13 protein-coding genes are annotated in these 15,704 nt (G+C 74.5%); 7 read left to right on the top strand and 6 right to left on the bottom strand.

The genetic code is table 11. The features are described from left to right. Positions 1 to 20 precede the first annotated feature (20 nt). Both IE308_RS02780 and IE308_RS02775 read left to right on the top strand, forming a co-directional pair. Positions 21 to 815: an SDR family NAD(P)-dependent oxidoreductase gene (locus IE308_RS02780; protein WP_110634674.1), complete on the top strand. Its 795-nt coding sequence runs from the start codon at positions 21 to 23 to the stop codon at positions 813 to 815. Positions 816 to 942: 127 nt separating this feature from the next. Beyond that, positions 943 to 1,641 (top strand): L,D-transpeptidase family protein, encoded by a 699-nt coding sequence (locus tag IE308_RS02775; protein WP_190216428.1) that lies wholly within the window; start codon positions 943 to 945, stop codon positions 1,639 to 1,641. 67 nt (positions 1,642 to 1,708) lie between these two features. Here the strand turns inward: IE308_RS02775 and IE308_RS02770 are convergent, their stop codons facing one another. Further along, complete coding sequence (locus tag IE308_RS02770) at positions 1,709 to 2,911, bottom strand: Gfo/Idh/MocA family protein (protein WP_190216427.1); 1,203 nt, start codon at positions 2,909 to 2,911, stop codon at positions 1,709 to 1,711. A gap of 137 nt (positions 2,912 to 3,048) precedes the next feature. Here IE308_RS02770 and IE308_RS02765 point away from each other — a divergent pair, with 137 nt between their 5' ends. Both IE308_RS02765 and IE308_RS02760 read left to right on the top strand, forming a co-directional pair. Next, complete coding sequence (locus IE308_RS02765; protein ID WP_110634682.1) at positions 3,049 to 3,237, top strand: hypothetical protein; 189 nt, start codon at positions 3,049 to 3,051, stop codon at positions 3,235 to 3,237. A 61-nt stretch (positions 3,238 to 3,298) separates the two neighbouring features. Further along, entirely contained in the window at positions 3,299 to 4,114 is an 816-nt protein-coding gene (locus IE308_RS02760; RefSeq protein WP_190216426.1) for an EamA family transporter, read from the top strand. 298 nt (positions 4,115 to 4,412) lie between these two features. On the opposite strand, the gene IE308_RS02755 is transcribed toward IE308_RS02760, so the two are convergent. Beyond that, complete coding sequence (locus tag IE308_RS02755; RefSeq protein ID WP_190216425.1) at positions 4,413 to 5,792, bottom strand: S1 family peptidase; 1,380 nt, start codon at positions 5,790 to 5,792, stop codon at positions 4,413 to 4,415. 157 nt (positions 5,793 to 5,949) lie between these two features. Here IE308_RS02755 and IE308_RS02750 point away from each other — a divergent pair, with 157 nt between their 5' ends. Further along, positions 5,950 to 6,336, top strand: coding sequence for a PPOX class F420-dependent oxidoreductase (locus tag IE308_RS02750; protein WP_190216424.1), 387 nt, complete (start codon positions 5,950 to 5,952; stop codon positions 6,334 to 6,336). 85 nt (positions 6,337 to 6,421) lie between these two features. On the opposite strand, the gene IE308_RS02745 is transcribed toward IE308_RS02750, so the two are convergent. Then, positions 6,422 to 8,989 carry a hypothetical protein gene (locus tag IE308_RS02745; RefSeq protein WP_229908754.1) on the bottom strand — a complete coding sequence of 856 codons (2,568 nt, stop codon included), beginning with the start codon at positions 8,987 to 8,989 and terminating at the stop codon, positions 6,422 to 6,424. Between the two features lie 653 nt (positions 8,990 to 9,642). Here IE308_RS02745 and IE308_RS02740 point away from each other — a divergent pair. Continuing rightward, on the top strand, positions 9,643 to 10,878 hold the full coding sequence (locus tag IE308_RS02740) for a PP2C family protein-serine/threonine phosphatase (protein ID WP_190216422.1): 1,236 nt from the start codon (positions 9,643 to 9,645) through the stop codon (positions 10,876 to 10,878). A 59-nt stretch (positions 10,879 to 10,937) separates the two neighbouring features. On the opposite strand, the gene IE308_RS02735 is transcribed toward IE308_RS02740, so the two are convergent. Further along, the gene (locus IE308_RS02735) at positions 10,938 to 11,351 is read right to left on the bottom strand and encodes a Zn-ribbon domain-containing OB-fold protein (protein WP_110634695.1); all 414 of its coding nucleotides are present in this window, start codon (positions 11,349 to 11,351) and stop codon (positions 10,938 to 10,940) included. Between the two features lie 149 nt (positions 11,352 to 11,500). Further along, positions 11,501 to 12,235 (bottom strand): TetR family transcriptional regulator, encoded by a 735-nt coding sequence (locus tag IE308_RS02730; RefSeq protein ID WP_190216421.1) that lies wholly within the window; start codon positions 12,233 to 12,235, stop codon positions 11,501 to 11,503. A gap of 132 nt (positions 12,236 to 12,367) precedes the next feature. On the opposite strand from IE308_RS02730, the gene IE308_RS02725 reads away from it, so the two are divergent. Then, on the top strand, positions 12,368 to 13,216 hold the full coding sequence (locus tag IE308_RS02725) for an ATP-grasp domain-containing protein (protein ID WP_190216420.1): 849 nt from the start codon (positions 12,368 to 12,370) through the stop codon (positions 13,214 to 13,216). 30 nt (positions 13,217 to 13,246) lie between these two features. Here the strand turns inward: IE308_RS02725 and IE308_RS02720 are convergent, their stop codons facing one another. Then, positions 13,247 to 15,652, bottom strand: a complete 2,406-nt coding sequence (locus IE308_RS02720) for a SpoIIE family protein phosphatase (protein ID WP_190216419.1) — start codon at positions 15,650 to 15,652, stop codon at positions 13,247 to 13,249. Positions 15,653 to 15,704: the final 52 nt, after the last annotated feature.

The following is a 15,704-nucleotide window of genomic DNA, read 5'->3' as shown; positions in this document are numbered from 1 at the left end:
GCGGCACTACCGTCGGAGCCATGACCTTTCCCACCCGGCGCTTCGCCGGCCACGCCGCCCTCGTCACCGGCGCCGCCCGCGGTATCGGCGCCGCCACCGCCCGCCGGCTCGCCCAGGAGGGGGCGCGGGTCCTGGTGACCGACGTCGATCCGCCGGCCGCCCGGGCGACCGCCGAGGCTCTGCGCGAGGAGGGCCTGGCCGCCGAGGCGTTCGCCTGCGACGTGGCGGACCGCGCCTCGGTGGAGGCGGCCGTGGCGTACGCGGCCGACACCTTCGGCGGGCTGGACGTCCTGGTCAACAACGCCTACGCCTGCCACCCCGACGCCCCGCTCTTCGAGGACGAGCCGGACGAGGTGTGGGCCCGCGACCTCGACGTCACGCTCACCGGCGCCTACCGCTGCTGCCGCGCCGCGCTGCCCCACCTCGCCGCGTCCGGGCGCGGCGCGATCGTCAGCGTCGGGTCCGTCAACGGCGTACAGGACTTCGGCAACCACGCCTACAGCGCCGCCAAGGCGGGCCTGGCCTCGCTGACCCGGACGCTCGCCGGGCACGCGGCGGCGCGCGGGGTCCGCGTCAACACCGTGGTGCCCGGCACCGTCCGCACCACCGCCTGGGAGGGCCGGGACGACGAACTGGAGGCCGTCCGGGCGCTGTATCCGCTCGGCCGGGTCGGCGAGCCGGAGGACATCGCCGCGGCCGTCGCCTTCCTGGCCTCAGCCGACGCGGCCTGGATCACCGGCACCGCCCTGTGCGTCGACGGCGGCCTCACCGCCGTCAACACCGGCTTCCGCAGCGTGACACGGCCGGATACCTGACCTTCCGGGCATTTCCGGAGGGAAAGTTCACTGTTTCGTCACAGCGCGCCCGCCGCTACAACCGGCACCCCCCTGCGCCTGTCTACCTGGCAGAGACCACCCCGCACACACCGGAAAGAGGCCTGCCATGGGGGACATACGCAGACGGGGCGCCGTCGCACTCGGGGTCGCCGCACTGGTGACGCCCGTCACACTCGCCGTCGGCGCCGGCACCGCGCAGGCGGCGCCCAGTTGCACCACGAAGGCCGGCCCCTACCAGAAGCAGGTCGAGAAGTTCCTCGGCCGGCCGGTGGACGGCAAGCAGTCCACCGCCGACTGCAAGGCCATCCAGGCCTTCCAGACCAAGCACGGCATCAGTCCGAACATCGGCTACGCCGGGCCGGTCACCTGGGGCGTGATGGACCTCATGAACAAGCAGAAGGCCGTCGGGAAGAACCCCAACAAGGACGGCAAGTGCCCGGTGAACAAGGGCCGCATCGCCTGCGTCAACCTCACGCTCCAGCTGAGCTGGATCCAGGACGGCAGCAAGCTCGTCTACGGGCCCGTGCCGGTGCGCACCGGCCGTGACGGGTACGAGACGCGGACCGGGCTGAAGAAGATCTACTGGCGGGACATCGACCACGTGTCGACGATCTACAACGTGCCGATGCCCTACAGCCAGTTCTTCGACGGCGGCCAGGCCTTCCACTCGGTGGGCGTCAGCATGTGGAACCCGCCGGGCTCGCACGGCTGCGTCAACATGACGAAGACCGACGCCAAGGCCTACTGGTCGCTGCTGCGGAACGGCGACGACGTCTTCGTCTACGGCCGCAAGCTGGGCACCTGACCGGCGCTCGCCGGCACGTGACCGGCACGTGACCGGCACCTGACCGGAGCCACCCGGTGGGCCTCGCTCACCGGGCCGGCGGGTCACCGAAGTCGGGGATCTCCAGCCGTGCCCCGCCCTGCCGCGCGGACTCGTGCGCGACGATGCCCGGCAGGGTGTAGCGGGCCGCCACCCAGGCGTTCACCGGCGGCAGGGTGCGGGAGTTCACCGCGGTCACGAAGTCGTCCGCCAGGAAGTGGTGGCTGCCCTCGTGCCCGTTGGGCAGCGTGTCGTACGCCCGCGGCAGCCGGGACCGGTCGTGCACCGGCGCGCACCCCGAGGTGAACGCGGCCCGCAGCTCCGGCGCCACGTCCTGAAGCGACGGGTCGTCGGGAGCGGTGCGCTTCCTCGGCTCCAGCAGCTCGCTGATGTCCCGTACCCCCTTCTTGTCCTGCCACAGGGCCACCGTCGCCAGCTGCTCCATGCTGGCCTCCGTGCCGAAGAAGCGGAACCGGGACTCGCGGATGTGCGCGGGGTAGCCCACCCGCCGGAACTCGTTGGTGCGGAACGAGCCGCCGCCCGCCACCTCGAAGAGCGCCGTCGCGTTCGACACGTCGTTGTCGAACCGGCTGACCGACCGGTCGAAGACACCGTCGCCGCGCTCGTCGCGCACCCCGATCGCCGACACGCTCACCGCCCGCGTCGGCCAGGCGCCGAGCACGCCGCCGACCGAGTGCGTCGGGTACAGCAGCGGGGGATAGCTCGCCGTCGCCTTCCAGTCCGCGCCGCCGCTGTAGCGGTACGCGTCGTAGAAGCCGAGGTCCATGTCGTGGACGTAGTCGCCCTCCGCGTAGAAGAGGCGGCCGAAGGCGCCCTCGGCGATCCTCTGCCGGGCGTGCACCGTCGCCGGGTGGTAGTGGCTCGTCTCGCCCATCATGTACGTCAGCCCGGTGGCCCGCACCGCCTCGACGATCGCCGCGATCTCCTCCACGGTGATCGCCATCGGGACCGCGGAGAAGACGTGCTTGCCGGCCCGCAGGCCGTCGAGGACCAGGGGCGCGTGCGTCCAGCGCTGCGTGAAGATCGCGACCGCGTCGACCGCGGGGGAGTCCAGCATGGCCTCGTACGACGGGAAGGTGCCGGTGAGGCCCTCCGTTGCGGCGAGGCGCTCGGCGCGCTCGGGCAGCAGGTCGGTGACATGGACGCCGGCGACGCCCGGATGCGCGGCGAAGAGCTTGGCGAACCGGGCGGAGAACTGTCCCGCGCCCACGATGCCGAGGGAGAAGGTCATGGTGTGGTGCCCTTCCCCGACGGGGGCGGGGCCAATCTCATTCCCGCATCCGGTCCATGATCGACGTGATCATTGACACGGTCCGAAATGTCCGAATCATCCATGCTTACTCACGTGGTCTTCACGTCCGGCCCCGTATGCTTCACAGCATGTCCACCACTGTTGAACCCGCCTCCGAGCGATCGGCCGCGGAGGTCAACGAGGAGATCAGAGCCCTGTGGCTCCGGTCCGGCGGGACACTGACCGGCGAGCAGCGCGAGGAGTACCAGCGCCTCGTCCTGGAGTGGGCCGCCGCGGCCCAGCGCCGACCGGTCAACGCGGCCTGACCGCGGTCCCGGCGGGAGCGCCCCGCGCATCCCGGCGCCGCCTCGGGGCACCCCTGACGGAATGGGTGCCCTTCTCGCTCTGGCCTCAGCCGTCACCTACGGCATCGTCGACTTCACCGGCGGTCTGCTCTCCCGCCGCGCCCCCTTCCGCGCCGTCACCTTCCTCGGCCAACTGGGCGGCCTGCTGCTCGCCGCAGCGGCCGCCCTTCTGCTGTCCCCGCACGTCCCCGCCCCCGCGGACTGCGCCTGGGGCGCCCTCTCCGGCGTCGGCAGCGGCCTCGCGATGCTGTTCCTGAACCGCGGGCTGAGCCGCGGCGCCATGTCCGTCGTCGTCCCCGTCAGCGCTGTGACCTCCGTCGCGCTGTCCGTGCTGTGCGGGGTGCTGCTGGGGGACCGGCCGGGCACCGTCGCCTGGGCGGGCATCGCCGTCACCGCCCCCGCCCTCTGGCTCGTCGCGGGCGGCCGGGCCGAGCCGGGCACGGGCGTACGCGACGGACTGGTCGCCAGTGCCGGCGTGGCCGTGCAGTACCTGGCGCTCGGCCAGGCGGGCGCGGACAGCGGGCTGTGGCCGGTCGCCGCCGGGCGGGTCGCCGCCGTGCTCGTCCTGCTGCCGGGCGCCCTGCGCCGGCCGCCCCGGCTGCGGCCCTGGCCGGCCTGCGCCTCCGTACTGGTGGGCGCGGGCGCCGCGCTCGGGCTCATCCTGTACCTGCTCGCCGCGCACCGGCAGATGCTCGCCGTCGCCGTCGTCCTCGCCTCGCTCTACCCGGCCGTCCCGGTGATCCTCGGCTTGGCCCTGCTGCACGAGCGGATCACGCCACGGCAGACCGTGGGCCTGGTCGGCGCGGCGGCGGCCACGGTCCTGCTCACCCTGGGCTGAGCGCCGGGCGGGCCCTTGCTGGCGGGACCCGGCCCTCGGTGTCGGCGAGCGCCGCGTCCACCTTCGCCGGCTTCCGGTCGGCCCGCGCACCGACCTGCTCCGGCTCTCCCCGGGACCCAAGTCGCCGTGCGCATGCGGGAAAGGGCCGCGGCAGGGCTCAGCCCCAGCTCGCCGAGTAGTGGCGGCGGCGATAGGCCCGGCGGTCCTGCTCACCCTGGGCTGAGCGCGGGTCGGGGGTCTTGCTACCGGGACCCGGCCCAAGTCGCCGTGCGCATGCGGGAAAGGGCCGCGGCAGGGCTCAGCCCCAGCTCGCCGAGTAGTGCCGGCGATAGGCCCGGCGGTCCTGCTCGTCCCGGATGTACCGGGTCGCCACCAGCGCCACCAGGCTTCCCGCGACGATCAGCAGGCCCGGCCCCGCGTTCCGGGTGTCCGTGAGACGGGACAGCAGCGCCGGCTCCCCGGTGCCGCCGCCCGTGACCGGCGCCGAGGAGCCCGGGGACGCCGCGCCGGGCGCGATCGCGCCCTGGGTGGCCCCCGCCGACGGAGTCGCGCCCTGCCGCGCCCCGCCGGCCGCCGCGTCCGACACGATCAGCTTCACCCCGAGCGCCTCCAGCGCCTTCGTCACCGGCTGGAAGAACGTCGTACCGCCCGTCGTGCAGTCACCGCTGCCGCCCGACGTCACCCCCAGGGCGATGCCCTCGGAGAACAACGGCCCCCCGCTGTCCCCGGGTTCGGCGCACACCGTCGTCTGGATCAGACCGGTGACGGTGCCCTCGGGGTAGTTCACCGTGGCGTTCAGGCCGGTCACCTTGCCGTCGCGCAGCCCGCTCGTGCTGCCGCTGCGGAACACCCGCTGCCCGACCGAGGGATCGGCCGCGCCGGTGATGCGGACGCCGTTGCCGCCACCGATCGCCACCACGTCGGCGCCGTCCCCGGCGCGCCCGCTCGCGTACCGCACCAGCGAGAAGTCACCGCCCGGGAAGCTGGCGCTCTCGGTCTGCCCGAGCTGCCGTGTCGCGCGGCCGTCGGCGAACCACACCGTGCCCGCGGGCCCGCAGTGCCCCGCCGTGAGGATGAAGTCCCGTTGCCCGTCGGTGACGTTGAACCCCGCCGAGCAGCGCCCCCCGGTCGACAGGATCGGCAGCGCCCCGTTGAGCCGCGTGGTGAAGGCGCCGGCGGTGCGCTCCATGCGCACGAAACCGCCGATGCCGTCCGCCACCCGTGTCAGCCGGGACCAGTCGGCCGCGGAGACCGTGCGGTCGCCCTGCACCACCACCTCGTTGCGGCGGTAGTCCACCACCCAGGCCGTGCCGGGCACCCGGGGCGCCGCCCGCAGCGTCGCCGTGGCCGACCTCAGCTCGTTCATGCTGTGCCGCACGACCTGCGGCTCGGCGCCCGCCGCCCGCACCTCGGCCGCGGTGTCCCGGTCGGTGACGGCGACGACCGGCCGCCCGTCGGCGCCGACCCAGCTCCCCGCCGTACGGTCGCCGCCGAGCCGTGCCGTCAGCGCCGCGCCCGTCTCCCCGGCCGACTGTGCGGCACTGAGGCCACCGGGGGCGGGCGGCACGGGCTCGTCGGCCATGGCGGCCTGCCCCACCATGCCCCCTCCCACGAGGAGTCCGCCGACGGCGGCAAGTCGTGCGACGCGCCGGACGATCCGTCGTCGTGCGTGCCTCATGCAGGGCTCCCGAAACCTTCGCGCGGGCGGCGTCACACCGCGGGGCCCTCCGGTCGTCGAGCGCCCACCCCTGATACGGGTCACGGGCCGGGCGCGTTCACCGGCACCGGACGGGGCTCGCAAGGACGGAAACCTTCGCACTGCCTACACTGCGGGCATGGACTCCACCCCCCTCGCACGTCTCGGCGCGGGCAAGTACCTGCTCCTCACCAGCTACCGGAAGAACGGCACCGCCGTCGCCACCCCGGTGTGGGTGGTGCGCGACGGCGACACGCTCGGGGTATGGACGGTGGCCGACTCCTGGAAGGTGAAGCGGATCCGCGCCCGCGCCGACGTCCTCGTCGGCCCCTGCGACGTGCGCGGCAGGCCCACCGGCGCCCAGGTCCCGGCGACGGCCGAGCTGTGCGACCCGCAGACCACGGCCCGCTACCGCCGCCTCCTCGCCCGCAAGTACGGCCTGATCGGCCGTCTCTCCCTGCTGGGCAGCCGGCTGCGCCGGGGCGTGGACGGGACGGTCGGCATCCGCATCACCCTCGGCACGTGAGCGACGGCCGGCCGCGCCCACGGGCACGACCGGCCGTCACCGTCACTGTGAAGCCCCGCCGCCGCTCACGGCAACGGCACCAAGGTTACGACGCGTTCAGCACCGTCCCTGTCAACTCCGGTCCGCCGTTCTGCGGTTCACCGTCCTCGCCGAGCATCCGGAACCGCACCGACTCCGCCGGCTCGGCCACCGTGTCCTTGACCGTCGGCAGGCTCACCTCCGCGCTCGTCGAGCCCGCCGGGACGTCCACCCACAGGGCGAGGTACTCGACCTTGGACAACGGCCGCTCGGGGTCCGGGCGTTCGCCGGTGTTCTCCTCCAGCCAGGCCGGGTCGACGTCCTTGGTGGACAGCTCGGGTCCGGCCGTGACCGGTGCGACGGCGAAGGTCACCTGGATGCCGACGGCGGCGGGTTCGGACAGCCCGACCCGCCAGGTCAGGGGCTGTCCCTCGGTCACCCGGTCCGCGACCGGCGTCACGGTGATCCGCGGCATCGGGTCGTCGTTGCGCGCGGTGACCCCGCCGCGGTGGGCGCCCACGACCACGCCGTGCACCGCCTTCACCACCACGTCGTGCGTGACGTCGTAGCCGAAGAGCCGGTCACCGGTCACCCGCACCGGCACGTCGATGTCACGGCCGCCGGGCCGCACCGTCACCAGCCGGTCCCGTGCCTCGCCGGTGGCCGGGTCGAGGACGTACACCCGCACCTGGCCGCTGCCGTGCCCGGACACCCGGACCGGCACCCGGTAGGTGCGCACACCGCTGTCGCCCTCGTCCACCGTCAGCCGCCCGATGTCCACCCGCGGCAGCGCGGCCTCCCGCACCGCCGGGGTGCCGGGCCGCCAGGCCCAGGCGTCCATCAGCCAGGCCCGCCCGGACGCCGACCGAGGGGTCAGCTCCAGCGTGGCGACCCGGCGCAGGTCGAGCCCCGCCCGCACTGCTGCGGCCAGCGGGACGCGCACCTCACGCGCCCAGTAGGAGGCGGTACGGTCGCTGCCGGGCAGCCCGTCGAGCCGTACCTGGCCCAGCACCGCCCGCTTGCCGCGCGCGTCAGCCACGGCCACGTCGAGGCGCGTGCCGGACGTGCCCGGCGGCACGATCACCCGCAGCGCCAGCTCCGGGGCACCGGCCAGCGACAGCGGGCGCGCCGCGCGGACCCGCGCCGGGGTGCCCGGCGCCGACCAGTTCAGCGCGACCGCCCGGCGGCCCTGCTCGCGCGGTGTCTCCCACTGCGCGAAGTGCGGCGAGATCCCGTGGCCGTCGCCGCCCAGGCAGGCGACGCGCGGATCGGTGTCCACCGCCGAGCACAGCCGCGCGCCGGTCACCGACACCCCGCCGTCGGGCAGGAAGCCCGCGCCGCGTGCCGCGCCGACCGCGTGGGTGAGCACCCGGGCCGGGTCGGCCGAGGGCGCCCTGCGTCCGGTGCCGTCGAGCAGCTCGCGCGCCCGGTCGTCGCCGGCGAGGAACAGCCGGGCCGCGGTGGCGACGTAGGTGGCGCCCGCCCGGTGCTGCTGGTCGGCGGTGAGCCGGGTCCGGCTGCCCTTCGAGCAGACCGGGTCACGCTCGTCCGGGTCGTCCCAGAAGTCGTCGTCGGCGGGCGCCTGGGCCTGGCCCGGCGTCCACTCGCTGTTGAAGAAGTTGTGGTTGGCGCCCACCACGTACACCGCGCTGTGCAGGGCCCGTCCCTGGCTGACGCCGCGGGTGCCGTCGACGTACACCTCGCCCTGGAGGTCGGAGACGTCGCCGTCGCAGCCCGGCAGGACCGTCACCGACGGCACGTCCGCCACCGGGTTTTGCCCGAAGATCGTCGGGCCGATCAGCACGGTGCCCCGGATGTGCCAGCGCACCCGGCCGCGGTAGCCGTCCTGCGCGGCGGGCGGCGGGTACAGGCTGTCCATCGCGGCCCGGTTGACGCCCTCGCCGCCGCGCGAGTGGCCGACGAGCAGGACCCGGGACAGGTCCGCGGTCGGCGCGTTGCGTACGGCGGCCGGTGCGGTCGCCGGGCGGGCGGCCCAGTCGGCCCAGCGGGCCAGGTGCTGCCGGACCAGCGAGGAGCGCGCCTGCGCGCCGCCGTCCTCGGCCGCCCAGTCCTGCCCGTTGATGCCGTTGGCGGCGATCGAGACCGTCACATAGCCCTGGGACGCCAGCAATTGCTGGTCGCGCAGATAGCCGCGGTGGCTCGGGATCGGCCTCGCCCCCGTCGCGCAGGGCCAGTCGCCGGTCACCTCGCCGCCGCGGTAACAGGTCGCGTGCCGGCCGTGCAGGAACAGCGCGAGCGGGCGCGGCCCGCGAACCCCCTTGGGCGCCACCACCTCGGCACGCATCTCCACCGGCGCCGCGAAACCGGGCAGCCGTACCGGGGGCAGGGCGTACTCGCCGCTCACCGTGCGGTACGCACCCGGCCGGCCCGGGTCGATCCGGGCCGCCGGGAGCGCGGCGGGCGGCGCGGCCGGGGCGGGGCCGCGCAGGCCCTGCCGGGCCGACGGCCCGTCCGCCGCGTCCAGCCGACGCCCGCCGGCCGTCACCTGAAGGTCCGTCAGCGCCGTCGTGCGGGCCTTCTCCAGCGGCAGCCGGAAGGTACGGCCGTCCCGCTGCGGGGCGGGCACCCCGAGCAGCCGGTCACCGCTGCGGAACTCCACGCGGGCGTCCCCCATCGGCACCTCGGCCGCGGCCCGCCACTCCAGTCTCCGTTCGGCGCCCTCCCCGGTGATCCGCCAGTCGGGCGGCAGACTGTTCCCGTCGGCCGCCACCGGTGCGTCGCCGGGCGGTCCCGCCGCCCGGGCCGCCGCCGGCACGGCCCCCGCCAAGGCGAGGACCGCCGCGGCGGTCACCCCTATTCGCCGGGCGAAATGCAATGGTTCACTCCTCACACCCCGTCCTCAGGCGCCCCGTCGGTCAGTCGGGGCCCTCTCGTGCCCGGGAGGACGGGTGGCGGAAGCTGTGGGTTGCCTGTGCGGGCGATCTTGTCTCAAGGTCGCCGGAGCGGCGGGTGCGGAGCCGCCCGCTGGCCGAAACGGCCTTCTCCGCGAGCCCAATTCCCTTACGGCGCACGGCGGATCGTCGCGTGGGGGAGGGGAGCGGGGCTCCGCGGCCGGTCGCCGAGCCCCGCCGAAGCCCGGGCGTGGCCGACGGGCGGGGCTCCGGCCGCGGGGCGTGACCGACCGGCGAGGCCCCGGCTGCTGGGCGGCGGCTTCCGGAACCCGGTCGGGGGCGGGTGCCGGGTGATGACCACGGGAACGAGCCCGGGCACCGGAATGCCCGTAGATTGGATGCAGACGGTCGCGCTCACGGCCACGGGGAGCGCGTGATGACAGCGGACATCGATTTCACGGCGTTCTTCGACGCCGCACCAAGCCCGTACCTGGTGCTGGACGCGGACCTGGTGATCCGCTACGTCAACCCGGCATGCCTGCGGACCGCGGGCCGGACCGAGGACCAGCTGACCGGGAAGCACTTCTTCGACGCCCTGCCGGAGAAGCCGGGCTTCCACGACGACGCCGAACGGGACCTGAAAGCCACCCTGCACCGGCTCCTGGCCACCGGGAGGCCGGAAACCCCGGTGCTCCGGCGGTACGACGTGCCTGCCGCCGGTGAGCGGGACGGGCCCGAGGAGCGGTGGTGGTCCGTGATCCACACCCCCCTCCGCGGACCCGACGGCACGGTGAAATGGATCATCCAGCAGCTGACGGACGTCACGGCCTTCGTCCGCTCGCCCCCGGCCCGCCGGCCCGGCGAGGAGTCGTCCGAGCGCACCGAGAACATGGCGGCCGAGCTGTACGCGCGCGCCCGCGAGCTGCACCGGCTGAACCAGGAACTGCGCCAGGCCCACGCCCGCGAGCAGCAGGTCGCCGTCACCCTGCAGGAAGCCATGCTGTCCGTCCCCGACCTGGACCGGCACACCAACATCGCCGTGCGCTACCTGCCCGCGACCGCGTCACTGAACGTGTGCGGCGACTGGTACGACGTCGTCGACCTGCCCCCCGACCGCTACGCCGTGGCCGTCGGAGACGTCGTCGGCCACGGTCTGCACGCCGCGGCCGTCATGGGCATGCTCCGCAGCGCCCTGAGCGCCGTCATCCGCGCCATCCCCAGCCCCGCCCAGGCCCTGGAAGTCCTCGGCATCTACGCCCGCTCCGTGGACGGCGCCATGGCCGCCACCGCGGTGAAGGTCCTCATCGACACCCGCAGCCTGCTGATCATCTACAGCAACGCCGGGCATCCACCGCCGGTCCTGCTGCACCCCGACGGGTCCTGCGACCTGCTGGAGAACGCCACCGACCCGCCCCTCGGCACGCGCGAGCACCACGTGCCCCGCCCCCAGGCCGGGCTTCCCTACAAGCCGGGAGACATCCTCGTGCTGTACACCGACGGGCTCATCGAGCGCCGCGGCGAGGACATCGACGTCGGCTTGGAACGCCTGATCACCGCCCTGGCCCAGGACCGGACCCTCGCCCCCGACCCGCTGGCCGACGCCCTGCTGGACCGGCTGGATGTCGCCGGGGGCGTGTCCGACGACATCGCTCTCGTCGTCATCCGCCTGTGACCCCGGCGGTTCCACGGACGGGGTCAGGCCCGAGCGGCCGGGGCTCGCGTCGGACCCGGTCAGCTCCAGGCGCGGTACGGCTCGTCGAGCAGCTGGAAGACCGGCTCGCCGCGGACCGGGTCCTTGGCGGTGGACAGCCGGACACGGTCGCCGCTGTGGATGCCGATCGGCGGGCCCATCACCCGGCCGCGCACGACGAACCCCTCGGCCATCTCGATCAGGGAGACATTGCGCGCGGCGGGGGTGTTGCGGTGCACCACGGTGGAGTGGCGGACCGTGCCGGTGCCCTCGCTGCGCTCCGTGCGCAGGTCGCTGCCGCGGCAGACCGGACACAGCAGCCGGTGGTACATGGCGGTGCCGCACCAGGTGCAGCGCTGGTAGAGGATGGCGTCCGTGTCCTCGGAGCGGGGCTGGAGGACACCGGCCGCGGACCCGCTCGCCTGCTGAAGGGCGGTTCCTGAGTGGTGGTACACGCTGGTCAACTCCCTGCGCTCGGCCGGAAACCCGCGTGCTCGGGGCGCCCGGGCACGCCGTGCGCGGCACCGTGCGACCGTGCACGACCACAGGTTATGGCACTGAGTGTCATGCGTAAAGGCACTCCGTACCCTGAATTTCGGCGGGCTCAGTCCCGGGCCAGCGTCGACTCGATCTCCTGCACCACCCGCCACAGCGGCGCCCCGCGCCGGGACACCACGACCACCACGTCCTCGGGCGTCTCGGCGGGCGACGCCGGGGCCGGCTCGCCGAAGGCGGACTGCACGTACCCGAGCGCGCGGTCCACCGCGTCGCTCGCGTCGCCCTCGCCGTCCGAGCGCAGCCAGGAGCGCAGCGCGTTGTTGTGCGCCGCCACCACGGCCGCCGCGATCACGTCCGCGCGCAGGGTGCCGTCGGGGCGGCCGGCGAAACGCCCGCGCAGGTACTCGGCGAAGGCTCGCTCGTAGCGCCACACCACCGACAGCTCGTAGGCCCGCAGCCCCGGCACCTGCTTGGTGAGGCGGTAGCGCTGCACCGAGAAGGCCGGGTTCTCGGTGTACAGGCGCATCACCAGCCGGGCCGCGTCGCACACCCGCGCAAGCGGTTCGTGCTCCTCGCCGCTCGCCGCGAGGAAGGCGGTCATGTCCGCCAGGCACCGCTCGTGGTCGGGGAAGACCACGTCCTCCTTGGACGGGAAGTAGCGGAAGAACGAGCGCCGTCCCACCCCGGCCAGCGCCACGATGTCGTCCACGGTGGTCTGCTCGTAGCCCCGCTCCAGGAACAGCCGGAACGCCGCCGCGACCAGCGCCTCCCGCATGGGCGGCCGCCCGCCCGCCGTCCCGTCCCTGTCGTCCCGCCCGGATGCCGCACTGCTGGAGCTCATGCACGGAACGTAGCACCCGGGACGCCCGGATGGCACTCAGTACCCTCCATCGGGGGTACTGAGTGCCCGGTGCAGATCCGCCGGAGGACGCCCCGTACGCTCTGCCCGTACCGACCCCGCAGGAGAACCCGCATGTCGCAGCCCCGCCGGCCCCGCCTTCTCTACGTCACCGACCTGGCCTACCCGGCCCGCGGGCGCCGCTACGGCGACGAGGACGTCTTCCTCACCTCCCGCCTGCGCGAGGACTTCGACCTGGCCCTGTGCCACCCGGGGGACGCTCCGGCGCTGGCGGACGGCTTCGACGCCGTCGTCGTCCGCAACAGCGGGCCCGTCCTCACCCACCCGGAGGCCTACGGCGCTCTGCGCGCCCGCGCGCTGGCCGGCGGCGTCCGCCTGTACAACCCGCCCACCGGGCGCGGCGACATGGCGGGCAAGCGGTACCTGCTGGAGCTGACCGCCGCCGGGCACCCCGTGATCCCCACCGTCGACCGCGCCGAGGACCTGCACCTGCTGCCCGAGGCCGCCGAGTACGTCGTCAAACCGCGGCTGGGCGCCGACTCCATCGGCCTGCGGAAGGTCCCGCCCGCCCGGCTGCGCACAGAGGTCACCGGCGACGTCCTGGTCCAGCCGCACGTCGACTTCGCCTACGAGGTCTCCTTCTACTTCGTCGACGACACCTTCCTGTACGCCCTGTACGCCCCGCGCCCCGACCGCCGCTGGGAGCTGGAGCGGTACGAACCCACCGCGGCCGACCTGGAGTTCGCCCGCGGCTTCATCGACTGGAACGGCCTGGACCACGGCATCCAGCGCGTCGACGCCTGCCGCGCCCCCGACGGCCGGCTGCTGCTGGTGGAGCTGGAAGACCTCAACCCCTACCTCTCCCTGGACGCCCTCGACGACACCACCCGCGACGCCTTCGTGACCGCTACGAAGGCGTCCCTGCGCCGCTTCCTGGAGGCGGCCCCGGACAGCCGGGCATAGCCGGTCCGCGACCGGCGGGCGCCCCCGGGGTCACGTGTGCCGGACCGGCATCCTGATGTCGAGCACGCACACGTCGTCCCGCTGCTCGCCCCGCAGCAGCGCGGCCAGCAGCGGCGTCGTCGCCCCGGGCGTGTCCGGCGTCTGCGCCTCGACGGCCCGCAGGAGCCGGGCGAAGCCCACGTCGATGCTCTCCCCGGGCCGCTCCACCAGCCCGTCGGTGTACAGCACCAGCCGGTCGCCGGGCTCCAGCGGCAGCTCGGCCTCCTGGAAGCGCGGCGTGTCGCTCGCGCCGAGGATCATGCCCGCGGGCCGCTGCAGCAGCGACGCGCGCCCCTCGCGCAGCAGCACCGGCGGCGGATGCCCCGCCTGCGCCCACACCAGCCGCCGTTCCCCGGCGTGGTAGCGGGCCAGCATCATCGTCGCCGTGCCGTGCGGGTCGCGGGAGTGCAGGAGCAGTGAGTTGAGGCGGGCCAGCGCCCCGGTCAGCGAAGAGCCGGTGCTGACCATGCCCTTGGCGGTGAAGCGGAGCTGGGCCATCGTGGCGACGGCGTCGATGCCGTGCCCGGCGACGTCCCCGACGACGAACAGGGCGTCGCCGCCGGGCAGTTCGATGGCGCTGAACCAGTCGCCGCCGACGTTCAGGCCGGACTGCGCGGGCAGGTAGGCGACGTCGATCCGCAGCCCCGCCAGCAGCACCGGGCTCTTCGGCAGGGGCAGCAGCGCCTGCTGGAGCCGGGCCGCCATGGTCCGCTCGGCCTCCAGCACGGTGTGCTGGGAGAGGATCGCCCGCTCGCTCTCGACGAGGGCGAGTTCGGCGCTGCGCTGCGCGGTGAGGTCCTGCACGAACCCGTGCACCTGGATCGGCGTGCCGCTGCTGTCGGTGACCGCCTCGGCGACCGCCCGCAGATGCCGCGTCCCGTGGCGGGTGCGGACCCGGAACGGCACGTCGAACGGCCGCCCCTCGCGCAGCAGCCGGCCCACCGCCCCGGCCAGTACCGGCATGTCCTCCGGCACGGCCAGCCCGGGCAGTTCGGCCAGCCGGACGGGGCCGCGCCCGGGGTCCCGGTCGAGGACGGCGTAGGCCTGGACGGACCAGGTCGACTCGTGCGTGACCAGGTTCCAGGTCGCCCAGCCGAGGTTGCCCAGCCGCTGGACGTCCGCGAGCCGCTGCTCCTGCCGGTCGGAGGGATCGTGGCGGATCCACGTGGTCATGAGCGCGTCGCCGAACTTCACCACGCGCACGATGTAGGTGGCCAGTTCGGCGGCGCCGGCGACCGTCTGCCGCTGGGCGAAGGGCTCGCTCTCGTACGGCCTCCCGTCCTCCAGCACCTCCAGGCAGCCCTGCCACAGCGGCTCGTCGGGCACGGTGGGCCGGTACTCCCGCAGCCGCAGCCCGACCAGATCCCGGCCGGCCCGGCCGGCGGCGTCGACGGCCTGCGGCGAGGCGGCGTCGATCCGGAAGTCCTCCACCGTGCCGACCGGGGAGCGCACCGGTGTGAGCAGCAGCGCGGCGCCCGGCAGCGCGTCGAACACGGCCTGGACGAGCTCCGCGGAACCGTCGGTCCCGGCCTCCGGCGGGGCGTCGAGGGAGTGCAGCCGTCCGGCGCACAGCCCCACCGCCGCCCACAGGTGTTCCCGCACACGCGGGCCGAACGGCTCGGGGCGGCTGCGCAACACACCGATCACGATGTCCGTGCGCTCCCCGGGGCCCACCGGGAGCCAGGCCCGTGACCGCCAGCGCTCGGGCGGGTCCCCGATCAGCCGGTACCGGGACTCGGCCTCGGTGATGTCCTCCAGCCACACCGCCTCGCCGGCCTGCAGCACGTCGTACGGCGCGACCCCGCGCAGCGGCGGCACATGACGCCACTGCGCGGCCAGCGTGTCGTCGATGCCCGCGTGCCCGACCAGTTCCATGCCGCCGACGGGCAGCCGGGCGAAGATCATGACGGCTTCGGCGCCGACGCCGTGCGCGAGGTGTTCCAGCAGCGCCACCGCGAGGTCCTGCGGGGAGCGGACCAGGACCAGGGCCCGGCCGAGCCGGGCGAGCGCGTCGGCGTCCTGGGCGCCGAGCACCTCACGCTGCTCGGAACCGTCCGCCACGGGGGCGGCGGTGAGGGCCGGCTCCGGGTGCTGTGCGGAAGGCCGGGGCAGGGGCGGCAGCAGGGTGCCGAGGGTGAGCCAGCACTCCTCCAGCAGCGTGCGGCCACCGCTCTTGGCGCGGCGCAGCAACTCCTCGTACGCGGCCTCGGGGGAGCAGCCGGTGAGTGCCATGACCGCGCCCTTGGCGCGCTCCAGCACCGCCGTCGTCGCGGCGAGGTCGTGGAGCCGGTCCAATTCGGCACGCTGCCGTGCGACGATCCTGGTGAGGGCGGCCAGGTCGGGCGCGGCGCCGGACTCCGCCGGGTCGACCGGTTCGCTTGTCACGCCATCGAGCATGTCACAGTTCGCCGCGTCTGATCAGTGCCCGGCGCTCACCGCTCGGACGGCG

The organism is Streptomyces griseosporeus, assembly GCF_014656055.1.
GTDB lineage: Bacteria > Actinomycetota > Actinomycetes > Streptomycetales > Streptomycetaceae > Streptomyces > Streptomyces griseosporeus.
This window is presented reverse-complemented; position numbering and strand designations above follow the sequence as displayed.